The organism is Chryseobacterium metallicongregator (genome assembly GCF_031324065.1).
Taxonomy (GTDB): Bacteria; Bacteroidota; Bacteroidia; order Flavobacteriales; family Weeksellaceae; genus Chryseobacterium; species Chryseobacterium metallicongregator.
On record NZ_JAVIXS010000016.1, the window covers coordinates 1 to 13,284 of the forward strand.

The window sequence follows — 13,284 nt, forward strand, 5'->3', positions numbered from 1 at the left end:
CTATAAATGAGAAAATCAATGTAGAATCAGAATTGCTTACTCAATACGAAAATCAAAAAAAGTATTTATTGCAAAATCTTTTTGTTTAAGAGACTAGCTTTTCAATCCAGCCTTGTCAAGGTTTTAAACCTTGACAAGGCTTCGTTTTTCAAATAAACAAATTAGATAAAACAAATTTTTTCTGAAGCTATAGCTTTTCTCAAATTTGTTTTTCTATTGCTATTTTATGTTCGATTAAGGAAATGAACTTACCTATAACTTTTTGTTCGGGTAAGCTTGGAAGACTAACCTCAACATCAGAAAATGATTTAACTGATATTGTAAATCGAGTACTCCCTGTTGCAAACTTTGATAATTGACTTAAAACAATTGGGACATTACAGAAATAGTGAGAATATAATATGTCAATCTCAATTTCTGGTCTAAAACGCATCAAGTGATAGCTAAACACAGCATTTTCAAGATTTTCAGAAATAACAACGGAATGACCAATATCATCAGGTGTTTCTGATGATGGAGTAAAAAGAATATCTCCTTTTTTTAAATTACAACTACTAATTTGCTGTTCTTTCGCAGTTACTTTTTGAAATGATTTTATTGTACTAGAATTTATATCTTCGTGTCTGTAAACGTTCATATAATTTACTAGATAGACCTCATTTTCGTTTTCCCTTGAAAGTTTATCAATACTACTTGTCTGAAAATTTCCAATTTCACCAAGTTTTAATTTTTCCCAATTAGGAAAATCATATCCTTGTTCGTTTTTGAATCTTAATTTTTGAGAAAAAATATTTGTACGGCTTACCTTCATTAAGGTTTCTAACTTCTCAATTATTTTCTTTTGGGTTTGAATTCTTTCATTTATTAAAGAAAGAAAAGATGCAATTTTCTGTTGCTCTAAAATTTCAGGAAAATACGCTGAACATTCATAAATATCTCCCAAATTTATTTTCTTTGGAAATGCGACGTGAATAATTCGTTTATGTAATTCATTTTTAAATTCCTTAGTCTCAATTCTTTGAGATAAAAAATTAATATTGTCTGAAGTTTTAATTCTGATAAGAGCTAAACTAACATAATATGCTAAAGGATTATCATTTTGCACTATTGCTGTCGCACCTATAATCCCAGCAGTAATTCTTGTCATCAAAATATCACCTTTTCTAGGTTTTATTTTATATTCCTTTTCAAATGCTTTTTCTGAAATAAATTTATCAGTATTGTATAAATCATTTATATTTTCTACACTAACAAATTTAACTCCATTGCTCGTATATTTTGGTGTCTGATGAGTTCCATCATAAATGTCAGATATTTCACCAAGTTTCTTATTTTTCCATTCCCCTTCAAATTCCGGAAATCGTAAATTAGGAAAATTCTTCACACTTTTATTTTTTTTTGTCATCTCGGTCATTTATTGTTATAGCTATAAACATTAAGGATTAAAAAAAATAAAAATTAGCTTACTAAGCCTAATTCTTTTAAATATACTTCGATTTCTGCATCTAATTGAGAACGCTTTGCTTCAAGCTGTTTAATTTCAGCCATTACCGCTTGAATATCAATTTCCTCCTCTTCTTCGAAACTATCAACATAGCGAGGAATATTCAAGTTGTAATCATTATCAGCAACTTCTTGTAAGGTAGCTTTATGACTGAATTTTTCAATTACTGTACGATTTTGATATGTGTCAACAATTTTGTCAATATGTTTATTGAGAAGCACATTCTGATTTTTTTGTTTTTCAAATTCTTTACTGGCATCCACAAACAGAATATCTTCATCGGCTTCACGACATTTCTTAAAGATTAAAATACAAGTCGGAATACTAGTACCAAAGAAAATATTGGCAGGTAAACCAATTACTGCATCTAAATAATTTTTTTCTTTAATTAGATATTTTCGGATAACTAATTCGGCTGCTCCTCGGAACAGAACACCATGAGGCATAACGACTGCCATAATTCCATTTTCATCTAAATGGTGAATCATGTGCTGGATAAAGGCAAAATCTGCTTTTGAAGATGGTGCTAATTTTCCATATTGTGAAAATCTTTCATCCAAAAGATGGAGTTCATTAGCGCTCCATTTAGCAGAGAAAGGAGGGTTAGCAACAATAGCGTCAAAAGTTTTATCAAGGTGTTGCGGCTTTTCAAGTGTATCTTCTTGACGGATATCAAAATTACTGTAATTAACACCATGAAGAATCATATTCATTCTTGCAAGATTGTAAGTAGTACGGTTCATTTCCTGACCATAAAAGTCACTTACTTTTGCTTCACGGGCAACACGTAAAAGTAAGGATCCACTACCACAAGTAGGATCATAAACAGACTTTAATTGTAATTTTCTACTGGTAACAATTCTTGCTAAAATAGTAGAAACTTGTTGCGGGGTATAGAACTCACCTGCTTTTTTTCCCGCACCGCTGGCAAACTGTGCAATTAAATATTCATAAGCATCTCCCAAAACATCAGCGTTAGTATCTGATAAATTGAAATCAATATCATCAAGGTGATATAAGACTTTTGAAATTAATGTGTTTTTTTCGTCTTCTGTTCTTCCTAATTTTGCAGAAGTAAGATCCAAATCATCAAACAATCCTTCAAAGTCATCTTCACTATTAGTTCCCAGAGTAGATTGCTCAATATTATTAAGGATTTTTGAAAGTTCGGCTAAGATGAAATTAGATTTACCTTCCTGCTTCTGATGTCCTTTTTTAGCAATATTACTAAAAAGCTCGGAAGGTTTTAGAAAATAACCCAGATCTTCAACAACTTCTTCATAAATAGCCTCAACAATTTCTTTTCCAGATTCAGAATTTTCATCAACATCATTATAATCAATATCTTCTCCAGAATCTAATAAAATTTTGTTTGCCGTAAAATGAATTTTTTCAGAAAGATATTTGTAAAAGATAAATCCTAAAATGTAATCTCTGAATTCATCAGCATCCATTTTACCACGTAAGGTATTAGCTATATTCCAAAGTTGCTGTTGTAACTGTCGTTTCTGTTCTTCTGACATTTTATCCTTAATTAAAAACTTTAAAGATATTTTATTTTGGATTAAAAAGAAAGAATAGAACTAAAAATTTCACCCAATATCATGATGTTAATCATAAAGTGTTGTAGTATAGACGGATGATTGTTGTATTTGACGCTAATTTTTACCCCCAAACTTCTTCACCCTGATCACCTTCTCCCTTACCTTAATCACAAAAGGCTCCAGCTGCACTATTTTCCCGGCTTCCACTTTGAAGGTATCAGTAGAGCGTTCACAATAAGTATTGGCAGGCAGGGAGTTTTTGTTCAGCTCAATCCTGTAGTTTCCGGAAGGTAGGAAGGAGGCAAATTCTCCGTTATCATCGGTGATAATATGATGTACTAACTGTTCATTGCGGTAAATATTGAAAAGAATACCTCCGACTTTGGGTGTGAAATCTACTGCTGTTTTGGTGTCAAAATCGTAGGTTATTTTTCCCTGGGTCGTTCCGTTTTGATGAAGAGGAATTTCAAAAGAGTAGTGGTGCTTGTCTACGGTAAATTCGGTTTCATCATAATACCAGCCTTGCTGGATCACCTGTTTCAGGGCATACTTTCCGTAAGGGATAGAACGGTAGCTGATAGAACCTGACGGATCGGTTTTAAATGAAATATTGTTGAGCATAATAAGGTAGCCTGCCGCTTCTTTATCGCCTTCATCATAGATATTATTTTCGTTCAGGTCATAATAGACAAATGCTTTAATATCACCTTTTTTACCCGGATCAAGGGTGCTGTTTCTAAGGTTGATAGTAACACCAGCTTCGATGGTCAACAGGTTATTGGTGAAGCTTCCTGCAGTATAACTGAAGTAGGAAGAGTTCAGGTACAGGGCATATCTTTCCTTTGAATATTTGAGATTTATAAAGCCTGAAGGCGATTTTCCATACAGAACATCATCCGTATAAGAAACCCCTGAAGTGACATTCAACTGACGGTTGAAGAAATTTTTATTGACAAAAGCAGAAAGCGAAAGCTTTTTGTAGGGAGTGCTTTGGTTCATCATTTTTGAAAAAGCATATTCGGAAAGGAAATAACTTCCATGCTGATAAATACCGTTCACAGTAAGCCATTTGTAGCCATAGGTTCCGCTTACTTTCATCTGGAACTGCTGTTTGTCTTTGTCCGGATATTGTACCCATCCTGTCTCCATGCTCAGGATAGAGGTATGCTGTTTATCAGGGCTCAGCCAGGTAAGATATTCCGTAAAACGTTGTGCTTTGAGTTGTTTCGTATTCTCGTAAGGCTGGGCATTGAAAAAATTATTATAAGAGTTGGAATTTTCTTCCTGATACTGATAGCCAAGTCCCATCCCGAAATTCCCTTTTTTAGGGAAGTTGATTCCTGTATCCAGTCTTATATTGCTTGAATTCAGTGTGTTGTCGTAAAAGTAGAACTTAGGCGAAAAATGGGAAGCCACAATGTTGGCATACACATAATGGTCTTTGAAAATCATGGTGGAAAAATTTTGCTGGATCTGCAAAATTCCTCTTCGGTTTCCGGGATAATAATCTGTGCTGTAGAAATAATTTCCGTTCAGATTGACCTTTTTTATCATTCCTGAATATTGGGATTCCAAAGCTAATGAAGGCTTAGCGGGCTGGTTGTTTTCGTAGAAACTCAGTCCGCTATACACCTTGGTATTGGTTTTCCAGTCTTTGCCGAAAGCATACTGAAGATCTGTTCCGGCTACATGATGTCTGGCCTTTTCGTAAGGATCATCCCTGAAAATATATGTTCCGGAAATATTGCGGGACGCATTTTGGGCTTCAAGAGTTCCTCTGGTATAGAACCCGTAGCCATACTTCAGAAATGAATTTCTTTCTATAAGGCTATAGGTCTGATCTACAAAACCTGCTTCAATTTTGGTATCCTTATCGGGAGAAGTGTAGGCATATTCCAGCCCTCTTCCGAACAGGGAAAGTTCCAGCATTTTGTTGATGTTTCCGATGGTGAATTCACTGTTTTCGCGGCGATAGGTCAGATAGGTATTGTTAACAACAGGATCGCTCTGGTTCGTCATGGTATAGATATTTCCCCGGATGAAAATATATCCTGACGGAAGATTAAAACCTCCTGAACCTACCAATTGATACATATCCAGGTTTTCTCCGGCATGTCGGTAACTTGCCGTGATGGTATTCCTCGTAAAATTGGAAAAAGCGGTGGATTCTATATCTTCATAGCGCTGCACCGAAGAAACATTCTGGATGGAGACACTGGTATTACCGAATATTTCTCTATCCGGCTCCCTGAAGCCTGCAATATTGACGGAAAGCTGAGTGCTGCGGGATCTGATTCCGGACGGCAGAAAACGGAACACAAAGACTGAATCTTTCTGCACACCAATATTTCCTGTTTTCTCTATAAAAGCATTTCCCTGCTCAGCTTCCGGAATTTTAAATACAACCGTTACGTGCTGCTTTCTGTTCCCAAGATTGGAAACTCTTGCCCTTACTTCTACCGAATCGGTAGCCTTATTTACATAGATCAGAGGATTTTCTGCCGTGATGCGCATGGCATTATTTTCAGTGACGGTGTAGGGCATTTCTTTTTCCGCCATTGTTTTATTCTGCTGGTCCGAAAGGCGGAAACCCAGACGGGATTCTCCTGAAACGGCATTGTTGCTGACCACAATTTTTACCGGTAAAAAAAGGTGTTCACCGGATTTCATTTCGACCTGAAGCTGGTTTCCTGAAATATTTCTGAAGCCCTTAGGAATCGTAATGTTTACTTTTCCTTTGAAATCATTTGTGCTTTGATTGTCAAGAACGATGATCAGATCCAGAATACCTGCTTTATCTGTTCTGGATTCATTACGGATATCAAGACTTACTCCGGAACTGTTCTGTGCCGGAATCCATATCTGAAACGAAATCAAAAAAATGAAAAAGATTTTTTTGAACAGGTCTTGAAGCATGGTTATTGGGGGATAATCTCGTATTGAAGGGTGGTGGAATATTCTTCCGATTTGGTATTGATCAGTCTTTCATCATTGGCTTTGGTGGAATATCGGATATCGTAATACAGGCTGGAGCTTCCGGTTGAGCCTCCTGTTGCAATAAGCTGTGGAGAAGCACTCAGCAGGATAGGATATACATTACCTGTGTTTCCCGAAACGGGGATGAGATTCATTTTTACGGTTCCTAAAGGAATGTAGTTTCCGGCCGGAGAGCTGAACTGCCCCTGAAGAGACCGTAATTTAATCTGGTAATTGGTATTGCTTTTTACGATCAGTCCATTGGAATAAGTGACACTTACTCCGTTGACATAATCCGACATGCTTTTGAATTCCAGTGATCCGTTGACCGCTTTTGCGGAAAACTGAAGCGACATTTCAGGTACATCTGTCGGACTTCCGCTGAGTGGCCCAATGTGGAACTGAAAAATGTGATCTCCTCTGCCGATAATATTGTTGTACTGGTCATACGCTGTAAACTGTACCGGAGCGTTAAATCTGGTCCAGGAAGGGTAGCTTCCCAGATAAGATCCTCCCATAACGGTCAGGCTGTATTTTACCTGCAGGTTATAATAGCCGTTGGGTTGTGGCGGCTGATTGTACAACGCTGCATTGGATTGAGGAATTAAAAAGACTTCCTGGTTGGCCTGAAGAAAAGTATTCAGCGGCATTCCGATCTGAGGAATGGTGGGTACAGGTCCGGGATAACCCTGTCCTGAAGTGGAAACCGGCTGAAATGATATTTTGTTGGCAGGCATCGTATAATTTCCGTCAGTAGAAGTGATAGGCTGTTTCAGCTTCATGGATATTTTCCAGTAAGGAATATTAAACGCTCCATTACCAGCCAGAGTAAAGGTATAAGCATCAGGATTGGTATTTCCGCTGTAGGAATTAATCTGCAGATAGCTGTTTATCCATGAGTTGTAATTGACCTGTGAGAAGCAGTTCAGGGAAACCAACAGAAAGAAACAGAAGAAGTTTTTACTATTCATAGCTGAAACTTAATTCTCCTAATTCCAGATTGTTGTTGTCTCCATAATCAATCATGACGGAAGCGGTATACTTTCCTTTTTCAAGGCTTGCCGGAAGAGGGATATTCATCTCCCTTTTGTTTGCGGGCATGGTGTAAAAGATAACGGGATCCAGCGATACTTTTTTTCCGGTTTGCGTATTCACAAAGTCGGTGTATATTTTTCCGTCTCCCCATATATCGCCCTGATTTTCAAAAAAGAGGTTGATCGTATTGGTTGTTTTTCCGTATACCAGATTCTGGATTTCAAGTTTTTTTGTTTTGGCTGCAGGCAGCTTATGGAATAATTTGATTCCTGAGCGGATGCTTACTTTGATATTCGCTCCTTTATGATCCACATCATCTACCGGATTCATCTGGCTTACGTACAGAACGGCCGTATGGGTAGCCAGCTGGTCTGAAAGCGCATTCGGAGCGGTAAGAGTTACCTCAATATCTTTTTTTTCTCCGGGAGCCAGGGTAAAGTAATTTTCTTCTTTTTTGACCGAAACCCAACTTGCGCAGGAAGTGGGAAGCGTATTGGCGGGATACGTTACATTCTCACCTTTGCCGTCATATTCCCAGTCTCCTAAACTTACAGCGAGGTCCAGAGAATTTTTGGCACTTACATTCGTTACCGTTATGGTCTGGGTATTGCTGTTTCCGTTTCCTGACTCAAAATACAGTCTTGGTGGTGAAACCGAAACCCCTGTTTGTGCATATCCATGAAAAGAGGATAGGAAAAGAAGACTGAAAAGGAGAAGAGAAAGTCTGCTCATGACGGAGATTAGTTTTTAAGTGTTGATAAAGTGCTGTGGTAGGTACAACACTTTATCATTACAAAATGATATCTATTATTGAGAAATAATGGTATACGTAAGTTCAGTAGTGTATACTGTAGGATCTTGTCCGGCAATATAATTGTTCAGGTACTTATTATCTCCGGCTCCTTTGTATTCAATGTTGATTTTTTTGTCTACTCCTCCGGTAGAAGAAGTTACCAAAGTAGCTTCGTTAGTTGATAATTGTACATTCTGAGCATATTGAGCACCGTTTACAGCGTCAGAACCTGCGCTTGCTTTAATCTGGATGCTGTTAGCCTGGATGTTTTTACCTCCATACTCTAATACATCGTTACCACCTCTTACTTTTACCTGGAATCCTCCTGTGCTGTAAATGCTTAAGTGATCTGCGTTTACAGAAGATACACCGTTGGCATAGTCATCTTTAGTGATGTAGTCTAAATTAACGACTTTTTGAGCGTTGTTAACAACAAGAGTCTGGATGGGCTTAAGTCTGACATTTAGTGTTACATTTTGTGCTTGTAATGTTGAGAATCCAAGGATAGCAAAAGATGCTAAGATAAAATTTTTCATAAGGTTAAAGACGTTTTTTTGTATTAATTTTTTTTAAAATTGCGGATGCAAAGGTAAATACAAAGAACATCAGGACCTTTGTGAAAAGATACTTATTATTTGTGAATTTTTACGGAGAAATAGGCGCGCACCAATCAGTACTTTTTATGAATAATTACATAAAAAGTATCTTTTAAATGCTGATAAAATCACCATAAAGTAAAAAGAATGTTTTATTAATCTTAAACATTCTTTTTACTTAATATATAGGGAATGAATAAATTGCAAGATTGTTATTCGTTGCATAGTTATTTTTTCAGGCCTTGCTTAATTTTTTACTGAGAAATTAGAGTTAATATTAAAAAATTTTCGTCGTTACTTCTGTTAACGCTTAAATTTTCCATTGCATTTTCAATCTCATGTTGGATAGGATATTGCTCCTGAACCACTCCTTTAGAATGGTTGATAAGAGTATATTCTTCAAACTTTTCTCTGTTGCTTTCGGAATTACCGATTGTACTGTGATATTCATCATATTTTGCATTGAGCTGAAACCCTGTCGGACTTGAGATGGTCACAGACTGAACTTCCCGGGAGGAAGACTCATTCCCATCGTCCGAAAATCCTGAGCCTATAGCGAGCATCTGTACCGGATAAAGCCTTACATTAAGCCTTAAACCGTCTGCTGCCTGGGCAAATGATTTTGTAATAGCAAAATAGAACAAAATGAATATAATGTACTTTGCAAGCATATAACCTGTATTTTTCCCCAAAAGGTTACTTATGTAAATATACAAATTATTTCATTTCTGAGGGATTTTTTCCGGTATGTTTTTTAATGAAATTGGTAAAATTTCCTTCATTGCTGAAACCCAGATCATAAGATATTTCAGAGATGGTGGAATTTGAAAAATTCAGTGCTTTTCGGCATTCAATAATAAGTTTTTCAATGATGATATGCTTGGCTGTTTTGCCCAGTACATACTCTGTCATCTCGGTAAGTTTCCTTGAAGAAATATTAAGTTCTTCCGCATAATAAGCCACTTTCTTTGCCTTTTTGTAATCTCTTTGTAAAAGAACTTTAAACCGGTTTACATAGTACATATAGTCAAATTTGATGTCCTTTTTGATTTCTTCGGTGGGAATATGTAAAAGGGCATCCAGCATCAGCCTTTCAATGGCATTATGGGCAGCAGATATATACAGGCTTTCGTCCTTTTTCCGGAAACTTTCCATGCGCTCCAGAAATATCATCCTCATCTGTTCTGCATTGAAGAAAGGAGCAATAAATATTTCAGAATTATAATTATAAAAAAGCTGCGAATTGATAAAAAGGCTGTCTTTGGTTGATCTTTCATAAAAACTGGATGAAAATGCAATTGAATACACATCTGATCTTTTGGTTTCTCCAAAAACTATTTTTTTTTGTGGTCCTACGAAAGCAATATTTCCCCCTTTTAATGGGTAAGGAACATTGTCTATCGTTAACTGGATATCTTCCAGAATGATATAGATACAAAAATATTCTAAGGTGTTGAATTCTCTTTTGTTTTTATTTCTATTGATAAGGTAATCTAAACGATTGATACTGAATCCTATATTCTTTAACTGATCCGTTATTTTGTACATACATTGTTAGTCATTCTGTCCAAGAAAAATTCTTGCAAATTTTTGATATAAATATAAAAAATTTACCAAATATCTAGTTTTAAAGAAAAAAATTAAGTCAGTCTTTGCGTAAAAATACCCGGTGATATCATGATCATCCGGGTATCGTTATCTTTTTTTTGATTTTAATTAAATGATATACAGTGCTGTAGTTGTTTTTTAACCAAAAATCAAGGGTTTACCTCTGCAGGTACTGATGCGACTTTGCACATCCATCTTCTCAACCTCCAAACCGGGAGATATACAAAAATTACCGACAGAATTCCTGCCAATGTTCCCACCACGACTGCCATTGCTGTGGCGTCCAGTTTATAATCTTTTGAGAAATTATACTGCCCGATAAAGAGCAGGGATAATACCAATAGTCCTGTAATCAAACCATGTAAGATGCTTAGTCTGGTCATCAGTTTTTTTATATTCAGCTGTTCATCTACCGTAAACTCTATCGCTTCCTGACTGGCGGCATCCGTTACTCTTTTGATGATATCAATGGTAAGGACCACCGGAAGGAAAATGGCCATTGGCAGGGTAAGACGGGCCAGGTTTTGGGTTCCTGAGAAAAAATGCGTGTAGCCTAATTCTTTGAAACTGGCATAAGCAATAATGAAATTAAAAAATACATTCGGAAGGACATAATAAATCGTACGCTTAATGAGAAAGCGTTTGAGGGTGGTTTTCTTTATAGGTTTAGGCTTCGGAGGTTTTATTTTAAATTTCATAGAGAGGTGGTCAAAAGCTCAATGGCTTTATCTTTTATCAGATGAGCTTCCTCTTTGGGAAGAAAATTTTCATTGGACATGAAGGTGAAGTCCATCTGCTGGTTGTATGTACTGGTGACTAAGGTATTTGAGTTCAGCCATGGGAAAGCCACAGTAGGACTGAATACCGTTTCCAGATTGAAATTTTTATAATCATTCGGGATATTGACCTTTCCCATATTGGATAAGGTTACATCATGTCCGCCTTCGCTGGATTTCAGCATATGGATCATGCGTTCCACAATGGGATGCATATGTTCGCCCATCCACAGGAGTTCACGGGCTTCCATTTTACTGATTTTCTCAATAAGATTCCTTTTGATTTCTTTGGCATTGCTCATCACATTTTTGTTGTCTTTCTTTACAGAAAGCTCTACCGTTGGGGCGAAAGCAAATAAATGATCTTCTTTAATTTCCGGAATAAAATGACGCACATCTACAGGACTGATCACCTTACCTTTGGCACGGTCTCCCTGAACATCACGGAATGCCTGCATTACAGAAGAACACAGTAAAGCATGTACAGAGATTCCGTTGGCTTTACATTTTTCAGTGATCTGCTGGGTTTCTTCCGGTGTCATTTTCCAGTGAATCGCGTAGTTTTTTCCTATGTTTCTCTTTTTACTTTTTCGCTGGATGGCAAAGAAAATTTTGGCAAACAGCAGATAAAGACTGGCTTTGTATTTTTTAATTCCCGTATTAAAATCCGAAGGAAGAAAATCATCAACAGATTCAAAAGCAACATAAGGAATTAAAGGAGCATAAGGATTATCCAGTAAACTCAAAAGTTCACGCATTAAAGTTACTCCCGTAGTTCCGTCAGAAATACAGTGAGGCATGATCCAAAGGATTTCGGAAGTGTTCTGTCCTTTTACCCAGACTACTTCCGCCAATGGTTTTTTAGGAGTTTCAAAAAGCTGGAACCATCCTTTTTCAGATTCTTTGAACCAGTCCTCATCCGTTTTTCGCTCTACAATACGAAGCGGAATGGGTTCGATATCTCTCTGTCCCATAAAGAAAGGATATCGTCCGTTGTTATGATCAATGTTGGCTCTCAGCATCGGGTGTTTCTGCTGAATTCTTACTAAAGCTGTTTTAAAATTTTCTTTGGGAATCTCCCCGTTGATTCTTGCTGTATAAACACAGTTTAAAGGCGTTTCAGGATCTACATACATGATCCTTTCCACCATCATTAAAGGTCTTTTGATCATGATACTGCCATTTGTTTCAGTTGTGAATGTATAATCTGCATCACCTCCTCACGGACTGCCAGAGCATCGGTGTAAGGCAAATATCCTTCGCTTCCCATGAATGAAAAATCCATTTTTCCACGGTAAGTAGAGACGACAAGAGTCGTTGTATTTCCTAATGGACCAATGACTGACGGACTGAAAATCGTCTCCACCGTAAACTCTTTGTATTCATGAGGAATCTGTATCCTTCCCAGATTGGAAAACATACAGTCATTGGATGACTTTCCGTTTTTTAACAGCCTGGTAAAATTCTTCAGTGCATCATGCCCGGATTCCATCACCATCATTGTGATGTAAGGATTCAGCTTTGAGGTCTTTTGTTCCACAGATTTCTGCATTGTCCTTAGATTGTCCTCAAAACTTAGCTTTTCATCAGAAGAAACCACAATCATCAGCCCGAAAGCGAAAATATGATCTTCTTTAATCTGATTGGCAAATCTTCTGATATCTACCGGACAGGAAACTTTGTTGAAGGATTTTTCTCCTCTTACTTTTTTAAATGCCTGCAATACGGATGCGCTCAAAAATGTATTGACGGTCACTTCCTGGGATTTGCAGTAATTAATTAACTCTTTGCTGATGGTTTCATCCAGTTTCCAGTGGATCAGGTAGTCGTTCTGTCTTTCCACCGCTTTTTTACCTACCGGAATCCATTTGATTGCAGTAGCAGCCAGTCTTCCGATAAACTTAGCTTTCAGTTTCTGCCTGCGGCTGTTCAGAATATGGGAGGGAACAACATCCTGAATGCCTAAGATTGGATTTTCTGTTCCAATATCGGCAGCCGGATTATCCAGTACCAGAAGAAATTCTTTTAAAAAAGCCATTGCAGAACCACCATCACATAAGCAATGATGGAACGCAAAAAGCATGTCAGAAACGTTTTCCCCTTTGATCCATACAAACCGGATCAGAGGTAATTTTTCGTAATTAAAAATGGTGTTCCATTCTCTCCTGGATTCTTCCTGCCATTGATCTTCACTTTGTCGGGTGATGATTCTTACAGGAATAGAAATCGGTTTTTCAGGAACATTAAACCATGGAATATTTTTTTCATCATGGCTGATCAATGCTCTCAGCCATGGATGTTTATTTTGAATTTGAGCCAGAGCCTGCTGGATCTCTTTTAAGGTAAAAGTACCTCTCAGTCTGAACGGGATGACCGCGTTAAAGGGTTCTGTACCGTCTCCCAATAACATGCGTTCACCAAATAACAATTTTCTTTTCATGTGTTGATTCAT

The 13,284-nt window shown here is 37.2% G+C and carries 11 protein-coding genes; all 11 read right to left on the reverse strand.

Annotated features, from left to right (window positions below; translation table 11 throughout):
- Window positions 1-199: 199 nt before the first annotated feature.
- Complete coding sequence (locus REB14_RS16725; RefSeq protein WP_309522744.1) at window positions 200-1,405, reverse strand: restriction endonuclease subunit S; 1,206 nt, start codon at window positions 1,403-1,405, stop codon at window positions 200-202.
- Between the two features lie 53 nt (window positions 1,406-1,458).
- Window positions 1,459-3,027 carry a type I restriction-modification system subunit M gene (locus REB14_RS16730; RefSeq protein WP_309522745.1) on the reverse strand — a complete coding sequence of 523 codons (1,569 nt, stop codon included), beginning with the start codon at window positions 3,025-3,027 and terminating at the stop codon, window positions 1,459-1,461.
- Between the two features lie 135 nt (window positions 3,028-3,162).
- Window positions 3,163-5,925, reverse strand: coding sequence for a COG1470 family protein (locus tag REB14_RS16735; protein WP_309522746.1), 2,763 nt, complete (start codon window positions 5,923-5,925; stop codon window positions 3,163-3,165).
- Window positions 5,926-5,966: 41 nt separating this feature from the next.
- Window positions 5,967-6,995 (reverse strand): hypothetical protein, encoded by a 1,029-nt coding sequence (locus REB14_RS16740; protein ID WP_309522747.1) that lies wholly within the window; start codon window positions 6,993-6,995, stop codon window positions 5,967-5,969.
- The gene (locus REB14_RS16745) at window positions 6,988-7,791 is read right to left on the reverse strand and encodes a fimbrial biogenesis chaperone (protein WP_309522748.1); all 804 of its coding nucleotides are present in this window, start codon (window positions 7,789-7,791) and stop codon (window positions 6,988-6,990) included. Before REB14_RS16745 ends, REB14_RS16740 begins: the two co-directional genes overlap by 8 nt.
- A 75-nt stretch (window positions 7,792-7,866) precedes the next feature.
- On the reverse strand, window positions 7,867-8,388 hold the full coding sequence (locus tag REB14_RS16750; protein ID WP_309522749.1) for a hypothetical protein: 522 nt from the start codon (window positions 8,386-8,388) through the stop codon (window positions 7,867-7,869).
- 314 nt (window positions 8,389-8,702) lie between these two features.
- Entirely contained in the window at window positions 8,703-9,119 is a 417-nt protein-coding gene (locus REB14_RS16755) for a hypothetical protein (RefSeq protein WP_309522750.1), read from the reverse strand.
- 46 nt (window positions 9,120-9,165) lie between these two features.
- The gene (locus REB14_RS16760) at window positions 9,166-9,996 is read right to left on the reverse strand and encodes a helix-turn-helix domain-containing protein (RefSeq protein WP_309522751.1); all 831 of its coding nucleotides are present in this window, start codon (window positions 9,994-9,996) and stop codon (window positions 9,166-9,168) included.
- Window positions 9,997-10,205: 209 nt separating this feature from the next.
- The gene (locus tag REB14_RS16765; RefSeq protein ID WP_309522752.1) at window positions 10,206-10,754 is read right to left on the reverse strand and encodes a hypothetical protein; all 549 of its coding nucleotides are present in this window, start codon (window positions 10,752-10,754) and stop codon (window positions 10,206-10,208) included.
- Window positions 10,751-12,004: a phthiocerol/phthiodiolone dimycocerosyl transferase family protein gene (locus REB14_RS16770; protein WP_309522753.1), complete on the reverse strand. Its 1,254-nt coding sequence runs from the start codon at window positions 12,002-12,004 to the stop codon at window positions 10,751-10,753. The genes REB14_RS16765 and REB14_RS16770 overlap by 4 nt, the downstream gene beginning before the upstream one ends.
- On the reverse strand, window positions 12,001-13,272 hold the full coding sequence (locus REB14_RS16775) for a condensation domain-containing protein (protein WP_309522754.1): 1,272 nt from the start codon (window positions 13,270-13,272) through the stop codon (window positions 12,001-12,003). Before REB14_RS16775 ends, REB14_RS16770 begins: the two co-directional genes overlap by 4 nt.
- Window positions 13,273-13,284 lie beyond the last annotated feature (12 nt).

Coding starts and splice junctions, on each gene's coding strand:
- REB14_RS16725 (WP_309522744.1), bottom strand. CDS start 1,405: ATGACAAAAAAAAATAAAAGTGTGAAGAATTTTCCTAATTTACGATTT.
- REB14_RS16730 (WP_309522745.1), bottom strand. CDS start 3,027: ATGTCAGAAGAACAGAAACGACAGTTACAACAGCAACTTTGGAATATA.
- REB14_RS16740 (WP_309522747.1), bottom strand. CDS start 6,995: ATGAATAGTAAAAACTTCTTCTGTTTCTTTCTGTTGGTTTCCCTGAAC.
- REB14_RS16745 (WP_309522748.1), bottom strand. CDS start 7,791: ATGAGCAGACTTTCTCTTCTCCTTTTCAGTCTTCTTTTCCTATCCTCT.
- REB14_RS16750 (WP_309522749.1), bottom strand. CDS start 8,388: ATGAAAAATTTTATCTTAGCATCTTTTGCTATCCTTGGATTCTCAACA.
- REB14_RS16755 (WP_309522750.1), bottom strand. CDS start 9,119: ATGCTTGCAAAGTACATTATATTCATTTTGTTCTATTTTGCTATTACA.
- REB14_RS16760 (WP_309522751.1), bottom strand. CDS start 9,996: ATGTACAAAATAACGGATCAGTTAAAGAATATAGGATTCAGTATCAAT.
- REB14_RS16765 (WP_309522752.1), bottom strand. CDS start 10,754: ATGAAATTTAAAATAAAACCTCCGAAGCCTAAACCTATAAAGAAAACC.
- REB14_RS16770 (WP_309522753.1), bottom strand. CDS start 12,004: ATGATCAAAAGACCTTTAATGATGGTGGAAAGGATCATGTATGTAGAT.
- REB14_RS16775 (WP_309522754.1), bottom strand. CDS start 13,272: ATGAAAAGAAAATTGTTATTTGGTGAACGCATGTTATTGGGAGACGGT.